The organism is Bdellovibrio sp. BIS2 (assembly GCF_055398295.1).
In genome coordinates this window covers 2,011,125-2,029,120 of sequence record NZ_AP035879.1, presented here as the reverse complement: position 1 = coordinate 2,029,120, position 17,996 = coordinate 2,011,125, and the positions used below count along the sequence as shown (strand labels likewise).

The 17,996-nt window shown below is 50.6% G+C and carries 18 protein-coding genes and 1 tRNA gene; 10 read left to right on the top strand and 9 right to left on the bottom strand.

From position 1 onward, the window contains the following. Positions 1-9 precede the first annotated feature (9 nt). Together ACZ520_RS09800 and ACZ520_RS09795 are read left to right on the top strand one after the other, a co-directional pair. On the top strand, positions 10-939 hold the full coding sequence (locus tag ACZ520_RS09800) for a hypothetical protein (RefSeq protein ID WP_464125250.1): 930 nt from the start codon (positions 10-12) through the stop codon (positions 937-939). Between the two features lie 229 nt (positions 940-1,168). Next, positions 1,169-2,833: a substrate-binding domain-containing protein gene (locus ACZ520_RS09795; RefSeq protein ID WP_374030302.1), complete on the top strand. Its 1,665-nt coding sequence runs from the start codon at positions 1,169-1,171 to the stop codon at positions 2,831-2,833. On the opposite strand, the gene ACZ520_RS09790 is transcribed toward ACZ520_RS09795, so the two are convergent. The 4 genes from ACZ520_RS09790 to ACZ520_RS09775 all read right to left on the bottom strand — a co-directional run bounded on the left by ACZ520_RS09790 (position 2,830) and on the right by ACZ520_RS09775 (position 7,001). Further along, on the bottom strand, positions 2,830-3,840 hold the full coding sequence (locus ACZ520_RS09790; RefSeq protein WP_464125248.1) for an LLM class flavin-dependent oxidoreductase: 1,011 nt from the start codon (positions 3,838-3,840) through the stop codon (positions 2,830-2,832). The genes ACZ520_RS09795 and ACZ520_RS09790 overlap by 4 nt on opposite strands. A 105-nt stretch (positions 3,841-3,945) precedes the next feature. Continuing rightward, the gene (locus ACZ520_RS09785; protein ID WP_038449303.1) at positions 3,946-4,344 is read right to left on the bottom strand and encodes a hypothetical protein; all 399 of its coding nucleotides are present in this window, start codon (positions 4,342-4,344) and stop codon (positions 3,946-3,948) included. Next, positions 4,344-6,242, bottom strand: a complete 1,899-nt coding sequence (locus ACZ520_RS09780; RefSeq protein ID WP_464125246.1) for a lipoprotein N-acyltransferase Lnb domain-containing protein — start codon at positions 6,240-6,242, stop codon at positions 4,344-4,346. The genes ACZ520_RS09785 and ACZ520_RS09780 overlap by 1 nt, the downstream gene beginning before the upstream one ends. 207 nt (positions 6,243-6,449) lie before the next feature. Further along, entirely contained in the window at positions 6,450-7,001 is a 552-nt protein-coding gene (locus ACZ520_RS09775; protein WP_464125244.1) for a TetR/AcrR family transcriptional regulator, read from the bottom strand. Positions 7,002-7,126: 125 nt separating this feature from the next. Between ACZ520_RS09775 and ACZ520_RS09770 the strand changes: the two genes are divergently transcribed. Together ACZ520_RS09770 and ACZ520_RS09765 are read left to right on the top strand one after the other, a co-directional pair. Then, positions 7,127-8,410: an acetyl-CoA C-acetyltransferase gene (locus ACZ520_RS09770; RefSeq protein ID WP_088565188.1), complete on the top strand. Its 1,284-nt coding sequence runs from the start codon at positions 7,127-7,129 to the stop codon at positions 8,408-8,410. A gap of 124 nt (positions 8,411-8,534) precedes the next feature. Continuing rightward, on the top strand, positions 8,535-8,930 hold the full coding sequence (locus ACZ520_RS09765) for a hypothetical protein (protein WP_374030298.1): 396 nt from the start codon (positions 8,535-8,537) through the stop codon (positions 8,928-8,930). Between the two features lie 2 nt (positions 8,931-8,932). Here the strand turns inward: ACZ520_RS09765 and ACZ520_RS09760 are convergent, their stop codons facing one another. Beyond that, positions 8,933-9,733, bottom strand: coding sequence for a M48 family metallopeptidase (locus ACZ520_RS09760; protein ID WP_374030297.1), 801 nt, complete (start codon positions 9,731-9,733; stop codon positions 8,933-8,935). Between the two features lie 125 nt (positions 9,734-9,858). Continuing rightward, positions 9,859-9,934: transfer RNA gene (locus tag ACZ520_RS09755), tRNA-Val, on the bottom strand. Positions 9,935-10,067: 133 nt separating this feature from the next. Here ACZ520_RS09755 and ACZ520_RS09750 point away from each other — a divergent pair. The 3 genes from ACZ520_RS09750 (at position 10,068) to ACZ520_RS09740 (ending at position 11,817) form a co-directional block, all read left to right on the top strand. Beyond that, on the top strand, positions 10,068-10,679 hold the full coding sequence (locus tag ACZ520_RS09750; RefSeq protein WP_416480592.1) for a glutathione S-transferase family protein: 612 nt from the start codon (positions 10,068-10,070) through the stop codon (positions 10,677-10,679). 125 nt (positions 10,680-10,804) lie between these two features. Further along, entirely contained in the window at positions 10,805-11,260 is a 456-nt protein-coding gene (locus ACZ520_RS09745) for a hypothetical protein (protein WP_464125241.1), read from the top strand. A gap of 80 nt (positions 11,261-11,340) precedes the next feature. Then, a complete protein-coding gene (locus tag ACZ520_RS09740; RefSeq protein ID WP_374033134.1) occupies positions 11,341-11,817 on the top strand; it encodes a YcnI family protein in 477 nt (158 codons plus the stop codon). Here ACZ520_RS09740 and ttcA read toward each other — a convergent pair. Both ttcA and ACZ520_RS09730 read right to left on the bottom strand, forming a co-directional pair. Continuing rightward, positions 11,814-12,593 carry a tRNA 2-thiocytidine(32) synthetase TtcA gene (ttcA, locus tag ACZ520_RS09735; RefSeq protein WP_374030293.1) on the bottom strand — a complete coding sequence of 260 codons (780 nt, stop codon included), beginning with the start codon at positions 12,591-12,593 and terminating at the stop codon, positions 11,814-11,816. The two genes, ACZ520_RS09740 and ttcA, sit on opposite strands and share 4 nt — an antisense overlap. After that, entirely contained in the window at positions 12,577-13,632 is a 1,056-nt protein-coding gene (locus tag ACZ520_RS09730) for a mechanosensitive ion channel family protein (protein ID WP_088565194.1), read from the bottom strand. Before ACZ520_RS09730 ends, ttcA begins: the two co-directional genes overlap by 17 nt. A gap of 111 nt (positions 13,633-13,743) precedes the next feature. Between ACZ520_RS09730 and ACZ520_RS09725 the strand changes: the two genes are divergently transcribed. Beyond that, a complete protein-coding gene (locus ACZ520_RS09725; RefSeq protein WP_464125237.1) occupies positions 13,744-15,315 on the top strand; it encodes an OmpH/Skp family outer membrane protein in 1,572 nt (523 codons plus the stop codon). Positions 15,316-15,502: 187 nt separating this feature from the next. Then, the gene (locus ACZ520_RS09720) at positions 15,503-16,117 is read left to right on the top strand and encodes a L,D-transpeptidase family protein (RefSeq protein WP_088565196.1); all 615 of its coding nucleotides are present in this window, start codon (positions 15,503-15,505) and stop codon (positions 16,115-16,117) included. 72 nt (positions 16,118-16,189) lie between these two features. On the opposite strand, the gene ACZ520_RS09715 is transcribed toward ACZ520_RS09720, so the two are convergent. After that, positions 16,190-17,158 (bottom strand): hypothetical protein, encoded by a 969-nt coding sequence (locus ACZ520_RS09715; RefSeq protein WP_464125235.1) that lies wholly within the window; start codon positions 17,156-17,158, stop codon positions 16,190-16,192. Positions 17,159-17,231: 73 nt separating this feature from the next. Here ACZ520_RS09715 and ACZ520_RS09710 point away from each other — a divergent pair, with 73 nt between their 5' ends. After that, the gene (locus tag ACZ520_RS09710) at positions 17,232-17,966 is read left to right on the top strand and encodes a PilZ domain-containing protein (protein WP_088565198.1); all 735 of its coding nucleotides are present in this window, start codon (positions 17,232-17,234) and stop codon (positions 17,964-17,966) included. Positions 17,967-17,996 lie beyond the last annotated feature (30 nt).

Below are 17,996 nucleotides of genomic sequence, written 5' to 3'. Positions count from 1 at the left end.
GGACTCCTGGTGAAAAAGTTATTTTGTCTGGCAATCGTATTTTGTGTGACTGCGTGTACAACTTTGGATCGCAGTGCAAATCCCACCACGCGCCGGGAAATCAAGGATGTGAACTATGAGGCGCGCAAGGATGATTCCGTACCTCGCAAGCGCATGATGGTTCTGCCGTTCCTGGATGCGGGTGACAAGCGCCCGCAGGAATTGCGTGATCAGGCTCGGGCGGCCTTTATCGCTGATCTGAACCGCGCGGGTGAAGTGATTGCTCTGGACAGCCGTGAATTGAAAGTGGACCTGGCCAAGATGATTGAAAACGGTCAGTACAAGCTGACAGAAGTGGCCAAAGCAGCCCAGGCCCTGGGTGTAAATACGGTTCTTGAAGGCAAGATCATCGACATTCGTATCAAACGCAAAGCTGATAACGTGGGTGTGGTTCGTCATTTGACCACGGCCTTTGAGGTGGTGGCGCAGGTGCGTGTGGTGACGGGCCGTGCGGGGCGCGAAGTGTTTAATACGGTGAAAACAGTCACCGTGGAAGAGCAGGGCGTGCGTGTTGCAGAACGTGTTGAAACAGACAAGTTTCTGGCCAACAACCCGGATATGATCACCGTTTTGGTGAAAGACGCGTTTCTTGATTTCACTCCGCAGGTGCTGGCATCGTTGGATAAAGTCACCTGGGAAGGTCGCATTGCTGCGATCAATGGCGACAGAATTTACCTGAATGTCGGCAGAATCTCTGGCCTGCAAGTGGGAGATCTTTTAAAAGTCACTGAAGACGGTGATGATGTGTATGATCCGGAAAGTGGCGGTCACATTGGTCGTGTTCCGGGGCGTCTGAAAGGAACACTTGAGGTCATCAGTTACTTTGGTAACGATGGATCTATTGCTGTCATACATTCCGGCTCTGGATTCAGAGAGAATGATCGCATTGAGTTGTATTAGTGCCGCGGATATCTGTGGAACATCAGCGTTTCGTTTATCTCTGTAAATATATCTTGTTTTCTTTCATTAACAGCTCGCAATTCTGAATTGCTTGTTTGGAGCCCATAACGGCATCAGCTATACTCGCTGTGTGGGCACAAATAAGTTTTGTTTTTTTATCATCGCATTTATTTTTTCTTTTTCTTCACATGCTTCAACAACGTGGAATGTTCCCGCATTGTACTGGAGCATGAAGATTGAAGGCCAGGTCGCAATGCGAAAAGGCTTCGAAGAGGAAATTGAAAAATTCAACAAAGCCAGCGCTGATAAAATCAAAGTGATTCCTTACGTGGCCGGGGAAGGCCGCAAAGGTATTTTGAATCAAACGGCCCAGTTGGATGATGCTCTTAAAAAAGCCCCGAATGTGATTGTGATTCAGCCCACTGACAATTCGGCCCTGGCGCGCGGTCTGCAAGAGGCCAATACCAAGGGCATCCCGGTGATTGCCTATGATCAGTATATCGTGAATGGCAATCTGGCGTCGTTTTTAACCAGCGATAATTATCAGGGCGGCCGGGATAACGGCGATTATATCGAAAAGACCTTTGAAAAAGGCAGCACGATTCGCATCGTGGTGTTTGAGTATCCGCAGGTGTCTTCCACGATGGACCGGGTGGATGGATTCTTTGATTCCCTTCGTGAACACAACCGCAATTTCAAAGTTCTGAAGCGCTATCAGGCCGTGGATCCGGCGTCCGGGGAAGCGGCGGTAAAACAATTCCTGAAGGACTTCCCTGAAAAAGGCAGTGTGGATTTGATTCTGACGGTGAATGACGGAGGCGGGATCACGATTGTGAAAACCCTTTGGGAAAAGAAACGCACCGAAATTCGGCATGCCACTTTCGACGGGGATCCGGAATCCGTTGAGAATATCAAAAACAAAAGACTGACGATCATTGATTCTGCGCAGTTTTGTGCAGAGTTGGGGCGGGAAACTGCCCGGAATCTGATTGCGTATCTGAGAAAAGAAAAAGTTCCCACGAAAAAACTGGTGCCCACTTTCCCGGTGACCGAGCAGTCCGTAAAAGATTATCCGGGCTGGATGGGACGTCCGTCCTCAAAGTATGTGACGGTGACTCCGGAGAAAGCGCCGGTTCGCGTGAAGACAGCGGCCATTCCCGCATCGTCCTCCAATCGTGTGATCGTAAAAATCGGCGTGGCCCCTTTGTGTCCCTATCTTTGTGAAAAAGGCCCGGGAGTCTGGGGCGGATATATTTATGATATTTTGAAAGACATCGCCCAGAAGCAGGGTTTCATTCTGCAAATGGAAAGTATTGCCAACACCCGCCTGGTTTCAAATCTTTTAACCCGGAAGGTGAATTACATCATTGTGCCGTCGTATATGGTTCGTTATCTTCCGAATATCCGCGTTGTCGGGCCGGATCTGGGGATGAGCTATCTGGGTGCCCTGGTGCCTCTGAATTACAAGGACTCGTTGATCGACAGTGAATCCATTGCCACAAAAAAGATCGTCTATGCGGATGTCGGCAGTGAAGGCAGTGCCGAGGTGTTCTCAACATCCGGCGGGTCCCGCGTGATCAAACTGACGGGTTCTGATGTGGCGGATCGCATGATTAAGATGATCAATGATCGTCGTGTGGATCTGGCCCTGGGCGATTACAATTTGCTAAGTTATTCCGTGGGACGAAAAGCGGGTGTGAATCTGAAGCTGGTGCCGACCTCACTGACGGGATTCAGCTCTTTGGTTCTGGTCAGCGTCCCGAAAGAGCCTGAATTTGGTTCTATTCCTCAGCTCTTGCATAACTGGTTCCTGCAGGCCCGCCAGAACGGCGAGCTGGAAGGTATTTTGAACAAGTACAATCTGAAAGACTGGCACCTGATGTCTCAGGACTAGCTTTTCCACGCTTGCGCGGTCAGTTCAAACGAGCGCAGGCGGTCTGCGTGATCATACATATCCGATAAGATCATCAATTCATCTGCGCCCGTGCGCTGGATAAATCTTTCCAACCCGGCTTTGACCTCATCCTTGTCGCCAATGACGGCGTTGCTTAGTTTGTTTAAGACGAGCTCTTTTTCACCAGGGCGCCAGATTTGTTCCATGCTGCTGACCGGAGGCAGCAGATTCACGCGCTGATTGCGGATGATTCCCAGGAATCGCAGATAAAGCGTTGTGGCCAGGCGCTGGGCTTTTTCACTGGTGTCGGCGGCGACAACCTGCAAGCCCACCATGACGTGGGGTTTTTTAAGAAAGCGCGAAGCCTGGAACCCGGATCGGTAAATATGTATCGCTTCTTCCATCAGTTCCGGGGCGAAGTGACCGGCAAAAGAATAAGGAAGTCCCATCACCGCCGCCAGTTGGGCACTGTAAAGGCTTGAGCCCAGCAACCACACCGGGACTTCTGTTCCCATGGCTGGAATCGCGCGTACGCGTTCATGCCCGTGGCTTTTTGCAAAGTATCCGATCAGTTCACGCACATTTTCCGGGAAGTCATTTTCATTTCCCTGAATATCGCGCCGTAAAGCATGCATGGTCAGGCGATCGGTGCCGGGTGCTCGTCCCAAACCCAGATCAATGCGACCCGGGTATAGATGGGCCAGGGTGCCGAACTGTTCTGCGATCACCAAGGGGGCGTGGTTGGGAAGCATCACGCCCCCAGAGCCCACGCGGATGGTTTTGGTTCCGCCGGCCACATAGCCAATCAGAACTGAAGTGGCGGAACTGGCGATACCATCCAGATTGTGATGTTCGGCCAGCCAGTAGCGATTGTAGCCCCATTTTTCTGTGTGCTGGGCCAGATCCAGAGTGTTGTGAAAGGAGTCCGCAACGGACTTGCCGTCGATGATGGGGGCCAGGTCCAGAACAGAAAGTTGAATGTCAGAAAGCTTTTTAGTATCAGTCATAGGCACATTATAAGCCTGTCTGTCTGAAACAACAACTCGTATCCGTAACAAAAAAAGGGACTGATTTCTCAGTCCCTTTTTCGTGGTCCGAAGTAAAAACCTGAACTAAAGGCTTTCAGCTCTTCTCATAACCAAGTAAGCCACTTCCTGATCGGAAAGTTCAGCAGAAGCTTCGACTTGCGCACGCGCCAGGAAATCACGCTCATAGTTCATTGCCTGCGCCAGTGCCGGAGTCGGCTCGCCACCTTCAGCAAGGAAGGTTGCCGCGTCCTGATCGGCGTGCAGGTAAACTGCCTGAGAATGGTTGGCAGTGATGTCGCTCAAGAACAGAGCTGACGTGGAAAGCAGCAAGCCTGCCAATACACCATCACCGAAATCGCTGTGACCATGATGGCCACCGTGGCCACGGCCGTGCTCCGGGCGCGGTCTGTGGTGAGGACGAGCCATTGCCGATTCCATGCCGATACCCATGATCAACAAAGAGACCAGTACTAGTTTTTTCATTAAAACCTCCTGCGGTTTGTTAGTAGTTCCAGGTTCTGTTTAATTCCAACAAGCTCCCGGTCGATGCCGGGGAACTTTTTCATAACCAATTCTTTGTAAGCCCCGCCCCACTTGATGCCCTCTTGCAGGCGCAAGGCGACTTCTTCATCAGAAACCACTTCGGCGGCCACCGGCACACCGTAACCCCCTTGAGCCAGCTTCCATGGCAGTCGGTTTTGCGAAGCCTGATTGATGCCGGCAATGACCTGCACAAACGCAGCTTCGCGGTTGTCGCCTTGAAGCAGGCGGGCAATCAGTTTTCCCTGCAGGCCTTGCTGCACCAGATGGGCGTACTTTTCCAGCATGTAGGCATTGCCGATGTCTTCGAAGGTCTCAAGCGTTTCATACACTTTTGCGCGGTCTGAGGCTTTGGAATATTCTGCCCATTCGGACAAATCACGATACCCGAGGAAGAACGGGCGCATGTGATTAAAGGCCTTGTCCAGGGATTCTCTCTGACTTGGGAAGAAGTAACCTTTGCGTTTGGCATCCTTTTGATCTTTTAAAAGGCCTTCATCCACCAACTGATGCAATTTCAAATTACGATAAACTCCCAGAGGACTTGCCGCAAAGGTGTCCTGATAGGAATGATTCTTTGGCAAAGCTGCGCGCATCAATTGGTCGGTTTCTGAAGCACAGTTGTTGGACAGGAATTTGTAATCGCCCGCGTAACTCCAGTAATGTTCCAGGGCACTTTCCACCAGAATTTTCTTTTCCGCGGCAGAGATCTTTAACGGCAGGCTGATCAGATCGCGCCATTGACCGCGGGTGTATTCATCAATCACTTCATTCATTGAAAACGTCATGATTTGTGACGGATACTTTCCGGTCAGGCCGTCCCAGTAATTCACAATCACATCATCAATATTGGCGCGATAACTTAGCACCACGTGGTAGGCCACATCCGCCAGGCATTCCGGGCCTACAGTTTTGCGCGTCGGTGCGCAGACCACCAGTCGAAGCATTGAGTGCCCCCAGCGGCTCATAATCTCTTCACCCTTGCTGGCAAAAAGGAAATGGACTTCGTAAACCTTGGCAGGATCGATGTCGATTTTCCACGCCCCCGTACTGGTGTAAAGATGAGTGACGGGCGCACAGTTTTCGGCAGCAAATGGAACAAATCCTGTCAGGCGCTGGAAATAAGTGTGGAAAGAAGGTTTACGGCACTGATAAGAGGGGTCCGTTAAAAACTGCGTGAAGTTGTATGCAAAATGCTCATCCGGAGAATCCAATTCGTGGATGTTTCCCAGTCGCACTGGAAGTTCATTTTTGCTTTGAATGCGATTCCCCTTAAAGTCCGACAGGTTCTTGTAAGCAGGGGAGCCGGAAACACGGTAAGAACTTTTCAGATAATACTGGCAGATCGGAAACAGATTGCCATTCTGACGATCGGTTTCGTGCTGGAATTCACAACTGGAAAGAGCGGCCTTGTCGGTGGCATTGTCCCAGTGTTTGTCTGAGCGGTCATACAGGCGGGAAATTTCAAAGATCAAGGCCCGTGCGGCGATGTTTTGAATGCTGTCGCCGGCGCAAGGGGACTTGGATCCTTTGAGGTAAGGCAAAAGACCTTTATGCAGATAGATGCGTTTACGGAATTTTAAGATGCTGCTTTTAACCAGGTCTTTATAGTTCACATCTTTGCTGCACAGATTTCCTGGAAGTGAACCCATGTCTTTAAAGTCGATTGTTTGTGGACCCACGAACTTGATCACTTGTGGTGGCAGACGCATTTCTGTTTTTGAAAGGAATTCCCGGATCAGTGTCGTATTGACCTCGGAGTCAGCACTCAATGACGCGGCATTCGCGCTGATCATCGCAAAAAACACAAGGCCCAGAACTGTAAGTGATCTGTATTTCATATGAATACCATTCCTCTGAGCCCATCAGAAATGGGCTGGTCGCACAATGACTCCAAAAAGCACAAGCAGTGTCCTTAGAGCAAACTCAGTGCCAAAAGGGTGGTAACAAAAATTTAGTAAATTATGGAATTACTAAGAGGAAATGATGGAACAATTGTGGAGCAGAGCGTAGAGATTCTGAGTCCTACGGACTGCTCAGCGGAACTATCACTTAAGATTCTGAATCAGAGTTTTGCCCAGGGTTTTGAAGCTTTTCATTTCGCCGCGAATGCGCGCCACCTGCAGTCCCCCTTGAATGCTGGCTTGAATCAGATCAGCGGTTTCCTCGATGGGAAGATTTTTTCGGAAAGTTTTTTCGCGAATGCCCTGCTTCAGTGTGCGGATCAGCCACGCTCTTTGTCCCAGATGAAACTGCAGCAGTTTTTTCTTCATGGGGTTTGAGACCGCCCCAAAATCCGCGCACAAAACTCCCCCGGGGCAGATCTTGTGATCCGCACCGATTTTGACAAACATCTGGATCAGTTGTTCCATTTTTTCTTCGGCAGAGAGATGCTCTCTTTTTAAGGCCCAGTCGGCATAGGACTTTTGGTATTCCTCGATCAGAGCCATACCCAGGTCTTCTTTTGAGGCGAAATAGTAATGCAGACTGGCTTTGCGGATGCCCAGGGCGTCTGCGACGGTCTGAAAGCTGAAGCCGTTAAACCCCAGGGTTTGCAGATAATGGCGTCCCAGGTCTAGGGCGCGGGTTCTAGTGTCCATACTCTAATCCTTTTCAGCTCTTGCATTCACGGGCCGACAGGGATATTATCTACCTATCAGTAGGTAGGTATCAAGCAGAATTACTGCAGGTAACCAGAATAGGTACCAGAACAGGACAGGTAAATATGAGCAACCGTAAAACCATGAGACCCGTCGCCATCCTGGCCGGCTCCAGAACTCCGTTCACAAAATCCTTCACACATTATTCCCGCACTTCGAATCGGGAACTGATGACGGCGACGGTCCGTGATCTGGTCGACAAGACCCAGTTGCGCGGGGCTTTGTTGGGGGATGTGTCTTTGGGGGCGGTGATGAAAAACGCCTCTGACTGGAACCTGGCACGGGAAACTGTTCTGGGGGCCGGACTTGATCCACACACGCCGGGTTATGATGTGCAACGTGCCTGCGGTACGGGTCTTGAGACGGTGGCACAAATTGCCCTGAAGATCGCCTCGGGCCAGATCGAAAGCGGCATTGGCGGCGGTACCGACACCAACAGTGATATCGCCGGTGTTTTGCCGCATGAGTTTTCCTGGATCATGATGGAAGCGCAAAAAGAAAAAACTTTGGGTGGGCGTCTGAAAAAGTTCGCCGAACTAAAACTTCAGTATCTGAAGCCGCGTTTCCCGAACGTGCAGGAACCACGCACTGGCAAATCCATGGGTGATCACACGGAAATGATGGTGAAAGACTGGATGATCACGCGCGAGGCCCAGGACGAACTGGCTTATCACAGTCATCAGAACGCCGCCAAAGCGTATGCAGATGGCTTTTATAAAGACCTCGTGTTTGAATTCAAAGGTCTGAAGCAGGACATCTTTGTCCGTCCCGACACGACCATGGAAAAGCTGGCAAAACTCAAACCCGCCTTTGATTTCAATGGCACGGGCACGCTGACTGCCGGCAACAGCACTCCGCTGACCGATGGCGCCTCCGCCGTGCTTTTGGGCAGCGAGGAATTTGCTAAAGAGAAAAACCTGCCGGTGCTGGCGTATTTTGTGGATGCTGATTACGCGGCCGTGGACTTTGTAAAAGGCGAAGGTCTTTTGATGGCCCCGACACGCGCGGTGGCTAATCTTCTTCGCCGCAATAACCTGACTTTGCAGGATTTCGACTTCTATGAGATTCACGAAGCCTTCGCGGGCCAGGTGCTCTGCACTTTGAAGGCCTGGGAAGATGAGCAATACTGCCGCACACAACTGGGCTGGGACAAGGCGCTGGGATCCATTGATCGTTCCAAAATGAACGTCAAAGGTGGAAGTCTTGCACTGGGCCATCCCTTTGCGGCGACCGGTGGAAGAATTGTGGCCAGCCTTGCCAAGATGCTCGCACAAAAGGGTTCCGGTCGTGGGCTGATCTCCATCTGTACCGCAGGTGGTATGGGTGTGGCCGCGATCATTGAAAGATAGTAATCGTTTTTCTTCCGGGCAGGACCTCCCACTGCCCGGACCACCTTTATTAAAATCTCCTAACTCGATCTTTAGCTAAGCTTTGTCTATATTCCCTCGCCATTAAACAATGCAGGAGAATTATATGATGAATCTGTCCATTTTTATTTTGATCAGCTTGCTTTCCGCAGCCGCATTCGCTGACACCACCATGATTTGCCGTATGGGAGACATCGCCGATATGGACATTCAAGTGCAGTCACTTGAAGGCCAGCAAGAGCGTCTGACAGTGACTGTGTACTCTATGGACGGAGAGACTAAAACATCCTATACGAATTCGTCTTTTGAGAACTCTTCATTAAGTCATTCCTTGTCGACGGGGCATGTGGATGCACTGGTGTCAGTCAGTGATTTGCAAGACACCTTTGGTGGCGCATATCTGGAGGCGGGTCGTCTGTTGATGAAGTATAATAAGTCTGAAGACCGCTATGATGTGCAGTTTGCGGCAAAGGATGTGATCTTCACCGCGTCCTGCAAGTAAGACTACTTGATGGTTGCACCCAGACCGTATTTGCTGGGTGACTGGGCGTAAACGGATTCGGCCTCTGGCAGCCAGCTTTTCAGATTGTTTTTACGGGTCTGATCAGACGGGTGCGTGGAGATAAACTCTGGCGGAGCCGCGCCCTGTTTTGCGGCATTCATGCGATCCCACAACACCAAAGATTCTTTCGGGTCGTATCCGGCTTTGGCCATATAGATCTGACCCTTTTTGTCTGCGGAGGTTTCGTCTCCGCGGCTGAATTTTCTTTCCAGGAATGTCAGGGCAAAGCCAGCGGCTGCGCCACCCAGGGCGCTCCACTTGCGGCATTCATCTGTTTTACAAAGCAACTGTCCCCCGACGACGGTGGCGCCCGCAATCAGGATGCCGGCATAGCTTTGTTGTTTGGCGCGGATATAGCCTTCCATCCCGTGGCGCAAAGTCGCGTGAGCCACTTCATGCCCCATGACCGCAGCCAGGGCGCCTTCGGTTTTTAGCACGGGCATGATGCCGGTATAAACCGCCATCTTTCCACCGGGCATGCACCAGGCATTCACTTCGGGGCTGTCGATCAGGATGACTTCCCACTGAAAGTTTTCACCAGAGGCCTTGGCGATTCGATCGGCCACGCGCTGAACCATCGCGGTCCATTCTTTGTTGGTGGAGATTTTGGATTTGGTTTTGATTTCCGCGTAAGCTTTCGCCGCTTCGGCGTTGATGTCCGCTTCGTTCACTTTCGGTGTCAGAGTGGAGCAACTGATAAGCATGGATGTCATTAGCAGGGCGATGAGTCTCATTGTTTTCATGAAACTAAGATAGCGCAGAAAAAGCGCAAAAATCAATCTGCCGGAGCAAGAGCCTTTGTTTACCAAAACTGTTTGTGATCTGACGGGGAATTGCTTGAAAGCAGACAGGAAAAAAAGGAAGAAAATGGTGCGAATAACTGGACTTGAACCAGTGACCTCTTCCATGTCAAGGAAGCGCGCTACCAACTACGCTATATCCGCACATGTGAAAGCTGAACAGACCAAAATCTATCTTATTAAGAGATAGGCAGCAATCATGGATGCGGGTGGTCAGGGGTCCCGTTTTAACGAAAGGGGGTCTAAACTGGGGCCTTTCGCCTGAAGGAGTTCATCTATGATCGAGTTTTACACCGCCTCCACCCCCAACGGCCGCAAAGTGACCATCATGCTGGAGGAATTGGGCCTTGCCTACAACCTGCACAAGGTGAGCCTGAAGGATCTGGAGCAAAAAAAGCCGGAGTTTCTGGCGATGAACCCGAATGGAAAAATCCCCACCATCATCGACAACAAGGGGCCGGAAGGGCAGACGACGGTGTTTGAAAGCGGTGCTATCCTTTATTATCTGGCCGAAAAGCACGGGAAGTTTCTGGGCGATTCTTTGCCGGAAAAGACCCGCACGATGCAGTGGGTGATGTTCCAGATGTCGGCGATTGGGCCGATCTTTGGGAATTACTATTATGGTCTGAACACGCTGACTCCGCACAACCCGGGGTTTATCGAGCGCTTTGAAAAAGAGGCACGTCGTCTGGTGGGGGTGATGGAAATCCAGCTTTCCGGGAACAAGTACCTTTCGGGTGAAAGTTACACCATCGCCGACATGGTGACATATCCTTGGGTGGCAGGATTTATTCATGCCCAGCCGGGCTGGTTTGAAGACAAGCCGGCAGTCAAGCGCTGGGCTGAGCTGGTGGGAGTTCGCCCCGCAGTTCAAAAAGCCATGGCTTAAGCGCCCCTTCTTGGCCTTTGCCAACTCTTTAGACAGTGTTCCGCAGTTATCCGAGAATAGATTGATTTTGGAACAGGCACAGTTGTCGCTATTCTCCGCGATGAACATTTATAAAGGAGAATACTATGAAAGCCTCTCATTTGTTGTTTGCGGTTGTTATGGTGGCCAGTGCCACATCTTTCGCTGAAAGAGCCGGGAACGCCTGGAAAAACGAGGTTCGTTCCGAGGGTCAGGGTCAGTATTTTATCGATCAGGAAGGCAATAAATACTGCACGCATGAAGGAACGCGTTTTGCGCATTCAATCCAAGACGGAACTCTGGTTGTGATGGATAAAGAGACTGGAAAGTCTGCGAAGTATTTCAGTAAAGTGGGCTTCACCAAAAAAGGATTTGTAGTGTCGATGAAAAGTGAAACGGGTGATGAGTCACTGCCGTTATTCATCGGTGAGTCTGAGCAGGGAACACACTACTTCAACAGTCTTGGTGATGTTCAAGCCGGACAATTGGATGAGGGTTTTTCTTTTGGTGAAATTGCCAATGTGAAGACCAAGACTTATACGCTGATGTGCTCTAAAAAATAAGCTTCAATTTCACGCAACTAATTGCTGCATTGTGGGCCTTCTTGAAGTGGATTAAAAATCCATCCATCAAGGAGGCCTTTGTGCTTAAAATGATCCCTGTTCTGTCTTTGTTACTGGGCTCTCAAGCCCTTGCCCATGTGTCCCTGGAAAATCCTCAAGCTGCTGCTGGCAGCTATTACAAGGCTGTTGTGCGCGTTCCTCATGGCTGCGATGCCACAGCCACCACGTCTCTGACGGTGCATTTGCCCAAGGGCTTCACCACGCCTAAACCCATGCCGAAGCCAGGCTGGGATGTGGCGGTTGAAACAGACACCAGCGGTGTTGCCACGGCAGTGAAGTTCAGCGGTGGAAACTTGCCGGATGCATTCTATGACGAATTTGTGATTCGGGCGAAAATCACGGCCCCGGCAAATTCAACCTTGTATTTCAAAGTCTCACAGGTCTGTGAAAAAGGTCAGATTGACTGGTTTGATATCCCGGCTCCAGGTCAGGATGAGCACGAACTGGCGGCTCCGGCGGCAAGCTTGAAAATCACCGCAGGAGCTTCGGGCCACTAGGTCTTGAGGTTCTTAAAGTCCCACAAATCCTGATCCATCAGTTGACTTGGCTTGATATTCGTCATGGAAGTCTGGATGGAGGCATAGATGTTCGGGATCTCTTTTTCGAGGTCTCGAACCAGCTTTTTGATGCGCTGACGTTTCAATCCGTCCTGGGATCCGCACAGGTTGCACGGGATCACCGGGAAGGCCCATTCGGCCGCCAGTTCTTCGATATCTCTTTCAGAAACATAGCACAGTGGGCGGACTAGAATATTGCGTTCGTCGTCAGATTTCAGTTTTGGTGGCATGGCCGCAGTGGTGCCGACATAGAACATGTTCAGCAAGGCCGTGTGAACGACGTCATCGCGGTGGTGTCCCAGTGCCAGCTTGGTGAAGCCGTTGTTATGGGCAAAATCATAAAGAATCGCACGGCGCAGACGTGAGCAAAGAGAACAGAACGTTCCGCCCTGAACTTTTTCTTTCACGATGGAATAAGTGTCTTTTTCAACGATATGAAAAGGCACGCCCAGGCTTTCCACCCAAACTTTGAATTTGGAAACATCGAAGCCCGGTTGTTTTTGATCCAGGATCGCAGCTTCGATTTGGAATTTGCGCTCAGAGCGTCTTTGGATTTCGGTCAGCAAAGCCAGCAGGACACTGGAATCTTTGCCGCCGGAAACGCAGACCATGACCTTGTCGCCGTCTTCAATCATGTTGAAGTCGTTCAAGGCCTGCACGATCTGTTTGCGGATTTTTACCGCCAGGGGAAGTTCAAAATTAACGGCTGATTTCATGGCCTTGGGTTGTATCCGATAGCTCAACCACTTGTCGAGCTAATTTGATGCCCTGAGCCTTCAGAGCCTCAATCCCGCGCACATAAACCTTGTCGCCGATGTTGAACTGGGAACCGTAATTATCGATGAAATAGATGATTTTCAGTTCCACCCAATGTTCGTTGGTGTCGCTGACATAGGCCCAAGGTGCCGGAATGCCTCGGATTTCGCCAACTCCGGCGACCGTGCGCTCCAGGATCTGCTTGGCCAGCTCGATGTTCTGCCCGAATGCCAGGCGGAAGATCTGACGGCGAACGATAGGGTTGTCCGGCGGGGAGAAGTTTGAAATCTGAGCATTGGCCATAAAGCGATTCGGGAAGGTGATCAGCTCATCAGAAAAGCCCACCAGGGTTGTGGAGCGCCAGGTGATCTCGCGCACTTGACCCGTGGCTTTCTGAATACCGCTCGTGATTTCCAGCCAGTCACCGATTTCAAAGTTGCGATCCAGCTGCAAAGAAATTCCGGCAAACAGATTTCCCAAAGTGTCCTGCAGCGCCAGACCCAGAATCACCGAGGCCGCCGCCGACGTCGCAAGCAGCGGTCCCACCTCCAGGCCAAACACGTGAGTGATGCCCCAGAACATTAAGACGATAGAAAGAATCAAAGAGAAAATGTTCACCAGAAGCAGAGGAACACCGTGCTTCATTGATCCCAGGAACAGGTACTGCAGGACGATCAGACGGGATGTTTTCACAAACACCACGTTGCCCCAAACAAAAGTCAGGAAGGCGACATAAGGAATGAACTTCGCAAAACGCCCGATCTGGGGTTCGGAGGTCTGCATGAAAATAAAGAGCAAAAACAAGAAGGCCAAAATCACATAATGGCGAAGCAAAGTGCGGAAATGATTGCGGATGCTGCGATGTCTTTCGTCGGAGGCTTCCTTCAGGAAAAACTTGTAGAAGATCCAGGTGATGGCAATGAGCGCCCCCAAAAGTATGAAAGGCTCAAGTTCAAGGAGTCCATAGAGTGCCTGAATTTTGATAAACTTTTCTGCCATGCTGATGTGTCCCTCTTGAACTCTGATTATAGTGACTATTTTTTAGTCTAGTCGAGTCTAAAATTCATCCCGGGTGTAATCTGTCCAAGTCAGCCTGCCGATAAGTTCCCTATGAAAACACACGGAATGGTTTTGATCTTAGGGATGATGATGACGGCCTGCGCACCACAGGGGTATGAGGCCATGAACAATATCGCTTCGCAGGTGGGTAATGACATTGCCTGCAAAGACAACAAGCTGGAGATGAAGCTCTGGGACGGCCTGAAGGCCTATCTGATTGAGCAAAAAGAGATCCCGGCTTCCGAAACACTAAAGCAGGCCATGCGCGATCAGGTGCAAAAACTGGCTGCTGAAAATCCAAGCATGACAAGTGAGGATCAGGAAAAGCTGCAAGCCCAGTTGGACAAGCTGGTTGTATCCTTGCTTGAAGAAGCTCCCAAGGGTGAGCGCGTGGAAACACCAGAACAGCTTTTGATGCTTCTGTCGGCGATCGACGTTGGGGACCGTTCCACGGTCTTCAGAAGCTACATGCAGGACAAAGTGCGCGGCAATTTCACGCAGCTTTCAAAAACAGTGGAAAGCTTTGAGTTGAATTGTCCGTCCGGCGACAACTCCACAGCGGGCACAGACTCGGGATCTGATTCCGGCAGCATTGATGCGGGTTCAGGATCGGGGGGCAGTAATGTGGTTGAAGAGCCTGCGCCAGCGCCGAATCGTGATTATGAATACCACAAAGCCCAGGCTTTGAGTGCCGGGGAGCCTTTGGCTGTATTCGGCGCCCGTTGGGCCTTTGCGACCTCTTATCAGACCTGTCAAAGCGTGGCTTTGCCGGATCTGAATGCGCAGACCGAGATCATCTCTGGGATCTCGATCGTGGGCAAGCACTCTGACGGTGTCGGCAGCAAGCGAGAGATCGCAAGCCTTTCCAAGGTTCAGGCCACGCATCCTTACATCAAGGGTGTGTCAGGATACGGTGAGGGTTGCTTCAGTGTTAAATCCAATCCTCTGATTTATGACTACGGTGGAAAGCCTTACGGCACAACTGCCGCCGATTCCCCGATTGATATGTTTAAGAACAACGGTGATGGCACCAAGGTTCTGGGGATTGACTGTTCTGGTTATGTTTACACCTCCATGGCCACCGCGGGGCTTCGTTTGAAGGCAGGCCGCGCACTGAAAGCTTCAGATTCCTGGGCGTGGGGTTCCAGCTCTTATGTTGAGCCTCAGAACAATGGGCTGACGTGTTTATCCAAGATCTCTGTGACACCTTCGACGTCCCTGAAAGCCGGTGACATCGTGGCAGTCTATGGTCACGTTCTATTGATCGATAAAGCCGGTTCTGATCCGTTTGGCATCGCTTCGGCAAAAACCGAAAGCGATTGTTCGAAAATCAAATCCAGCGGTTTTGATTTCACGGTCGCGCAGAGCTCTCCGAACGTGGGTGGTGTGGGTATCAACTTCTTTGATGCCCGTGTGTACCTGCCGACCAGCGCGAAGATGCAAACGGGTCTTGAGAAGTACGCTTATTATGCGTGTCTGGCGAAAGTGAACAACAAGACCTACACTCCGAACGTGGGGACATTGTCGGTGATTCGCCACAAGGGCACCGCGGACTGTATGGCTCCACGAGTGAAAATGGCCCGAGAGGCTTGTATCTCATCCTGCTCCTCGCTTCGCAGATAGTCCCCGGCCGGGCCAGCAGCTCTGCAGGCTGGCGGCGATGAATAACTTTTTGACAGAGTGACAATAGGGGTCTCCGTGAAAAACACGGGGACCTTTTTATTTGCTTTTTACGACGGGAAAACGATTACAAAAAAATATCTTTTTGGGGTGGATGTGAATGAGGGGCGAGTGTGATATAACTCTCGTCATGAAAAAGACATTGCTTCCCCTCATTGCTCTAAGTCTGTTTGCTACAAACTCTTTTGCCGCGGGCTCCAAGGCCCTGGATAAGTCTTTCCGCTATTGCCAAGACATTTCCCAGGTCGACAAACTTCTGGATCGCAGCCGGGAAAGCGTGGACCGTCTTCAGGCGGAAGATCTGACGGTGGAAAGAATTGTGGTTTCCAAAGACCGTAAAGAGCTTTATCTGATTTCTGGCGAGACCCTGTTGAAAGTATACCCAGTGGCCTTTGGCAGAAACCCTGTTGGTCACAAGCAGTTCGAGGGCGACAACAAGACGCCGGAAGGTTTGTATTCTATTGATTATAAAAACCCTCAAAGTCAGTACACCAAGGCTTTGCACGTTTCTTATCCGAATAAATCGGATGTGGAGTTTGCAAAATCCCAGGGTAAGTCTGCGGGTGGCGATATTATGATCCACGGTCTGCCTTCTGAAGAACGTAAAGGTCAGGCGGTTGGTTTAATCCATCCAATGAACTGGACCCAGGGGTGCGTGGCAGTGACAAACCCGGAGATCGAAGAGATTTATTCTTTGGTCAAAGAAAAGACTCTGATTGAAATCTGCAAAATGTCCAGCAACTAATAAATTTAAATTCCGGCACGTTTCAACGAAAAAGCCACCTTATAAGGGTGGCTTTTTTATTTCTGCTTCAGCTTAGGTGCCTGTCGCGACCGAGCAGGCTTTCTCGTAGTGTTTCAGTAAGGCCGTGTCGACCAGGCTTCGTTCGTATTCATCCACAATAAAAACCCCGATGGCGTCGTTGGCGTTTTTCACCCGTGGCAGACCGCGCACGATGTCCGGTGCATAGAAATCGTCTTCGCGGCCATCAAAGGTCACAATCTGATCCCGCAGGGGCTGGTTGGAGTCGTACACGCGAATTTCAATTCGTCCGTTGCTTTTAACCTCAAAGGACTTGGCCACGACAACGTGCTGGGCGGTGCGAGTGGGACGCAACAACAGTAAAGTCAGACGGTGGGATTCAAGATTTCTTAAAAGCACATCGCGGGTCTGGCGGTTCTTGCGTCCGCTGCGGGCGTCGTCGCCGATCACGTACTTCAGGTTCTTTGCGAATTCGTGAAAGCGTTCTTTCTGATAGTGTTCAATTTCATGCTTCCAGGCACGATACAATGTTTTGCCATTTGAAAATTTCTGGGAAAAACCATACTGCATCTGCGACCACAAGGGCGTGTTGGTGCGCCATTGGGAATCCTTCTGACTGAAGACTTTGAATTCACTCAAGGCCGTTTCTTTCAAGCCACTGCCAGAGGCATAGGGGCGGCTGCCGCGCACCATGTCCAGTATCTCGGTGGTCTGCTGGGGTGTGGGATCGCTCCCCTGATTCCAGCGCGACAGATAAAAGAACAGACGCTGCGTGCGCGACAAGGACCAGCAAGCGGCCAGATCATAAAGGCCGGCCGAGAAGGGCCAGTTTACTGACAGATTGTGATAGCTGCTGCCTAAGGACTCGGGCCGGATGCGGCGATAGATTTCCTCTGTAGAAACGCGGTCGCAAGCCAGATTTTCCACCAGGGAGTCCGAGATTTTTCGGGTCGGAGTGGCAAAGCTTTGGGTTGATAAAAGGGACACCAATAAAATGAGTATTTGTTTTGCTGTTTTTGTCATAACTAAGGTCCAGAGATCGCAAGAAGTGATGCCCCGTCAAGTTGCTTTCGTTTAACATACTGGAGGGGGTTTCATGGGGGAAGAACAGTTGAAAAGGCCAACGGGAATGTACCTGATGGCGATTCTTTTTATTCTGGCTCCATTGGGAAATCTTCTGATCAGTTTTGTAAGCTCTGAATTTGTCAATTCGCAAAGCGGGTTTCTTTCTTTCGCGCAATCTGTTTCGAATCTTGATTGGATGTGGCTGGGTCTTTTGTTTCTGACCGGGGTTTTGTTGTTGCGCGCGCATAAGGCCACATGGACTCTGGCGATTGGCTCGTTGATGCTGGTGCTTTTTATCAATCTCTATCGTTGGGGCAATGGCGAGTTTTCAGACAGCGGCCTGTTCGTTCATGGACAGCTTTTCATGTCCTGCCTGATCACGGCTTTTGTTTTGTTGCTGGCTTTTTACTTCCGTTTTCCTTATCTGGATCGACGCGCGCAGTGGTTGTTCCCGGCGGCGGCTCGTTATGAGTTCCGCACTCCCGTGAATGTGGTGGCTCAGGATATTTTTGAAGGGGTTACTGAGTCCATTTCCGCCAGCGGGGCGAGGGTTCGTTTGCAGCGGGATCTTGAGGGGTCCCAAGGATTGCGGTTTGTGGATGTGATCTTTCCCGACATTCGTAATATGAAGGTCAAAAGTCGAGTCGTGGAATATCGCGATAACGTGCTTCGCCTGAAGTTTAAAGAACTTACAGAGCGGGACCGGTTATATTTGCAGGAGTGGTTGCGGTCTCAGATTGAGACAGGAACAGAAAAGTTAAGTTAAGTCCGGGTTCTTTTTAAGTTTTTTAGAATG

What these genes read in the sequence shown, in the direction of transcription:
- ACZ520_RS09795 (WP_374030302.1), top strand. Translation starts at nt 1,169, where the DNA reads ATGAAGATTGAAGGCCAGGTCGCAATGCGAAAAGGCTTCGAAGAGGAA.
- ACZ520_RS09790 (WP_464125248.1), bottom strand. Translation starts at nt 3,840, where the DNA reads ATGACTGATACTAAAAAGCTTTCTGACATTCAACTTTCTGTTCTGGAC.
- ACZ520_RS09785 (WP_038449303.1), bottom strand. Translation starts at nt 4,344, where the DNA reads ATGAAAAAACTAGTACTGGTCTCTTTGTTGATCATGGGTATCGGCATG.
- ACZ520_RS09780 (WP_464125246.1), bottom strand. Translation starts at nt 6,242, where the DNA reads ATGAAATACAGATCACTTACAGTTCTGGGCCTTGTGTTTTTTGCGATG.
- ACZ520_RS09775 (WP_464125244.1), bottom strand. Translation starts at nt 7,001, where the DNA reads ATGGACACTAGAACCCGCGCCCTAGACCTGGGACGCCATTATCTGCAA.
- ACZ520_RS09770 (WP_088565188.1), top strand. Translation starts at nt 7,127, where the DNA reads ATGAGCAACCGTAAAACCATGAGACCCGTCGCCATCCTGGCCGGCTCC.
- ACZ520_RS09765 (WP_374030298.1), top strand. Translation starts at nt 8,535, where the DNA reads ATGATGAATCTGTCCATTTTTATTTTGATCAGCTTGCTTTCCGCAGCC.
- ACZ520_RS09760 (WP_374030297.1), bottom strand. Translation starts at nt 9,733, where the DNA reads ATGAAAACAATGAGACTCATCGCCCTGCTAATGACATCCATGCTTATC.
- ACZ520_RS09750 (WP_416480592.1), top strand. Translation starts at nt 10,068, where the DNA reads ATGATCGAGTTTTACACCGCCTCCACCCCCAACGGCCGCAAAGTGACC.
- ACZ520_RS09745 (WP_464125241.1), top strand. Translation starts at nt 10,805, where the DNA reads ATGAAAGCCTCTCATTTGTTGTTTGCGGTTGTTATGGTGGCCAGTGCC.
- ttcA (WP_374030293.1), bottom strand. Translation starts at nt 12,593, where the DNA reads ATGAAATCAGCCGTTAATTTTGAACTTCCCCTGGCGGTAAAAATCCGC.
- ACZ520_RS09730 (WP_088565194.1), bottom strand. Translation starts at nt 13,632, where the DNA reads ATGGCAGAAAAGTTTATCAAAATTCAGGCACTCTATGGACTCCTTGAA.
- ACZ520_RS09725 (WP_464125237.1), top strand. Translation starts at nt 13,744, where the DNA reads ATGAAAACACACGGAATGGTTTTGATCTTAGGGATGATGATGACGGCC.
- ACZ520_RS09720 (WP_088565196.1), top strand. Translation starts at nt 15,503, where the DNA reads ATGAAAAAGACATTGCTTCCCCTCATTGCTCTAAGTCTGTTTGCTACA.
- ACZ520_RS09715 (WP_464125235.1), bottom strand. Translation starts at nt 17,158, where the DNA reads ATGACAAAAACAGCAAAACAAATACTCATTTTATTGGTGTCCCTTTTA.
- ACZ520_RS09710 (WP_088565198.1), top strand. Translation starts at nt 17,232, where the DNA reads ATGGGGGAAGAACAGTTGAAAAGGCCAACGGGAATGTACCTGATGGCG.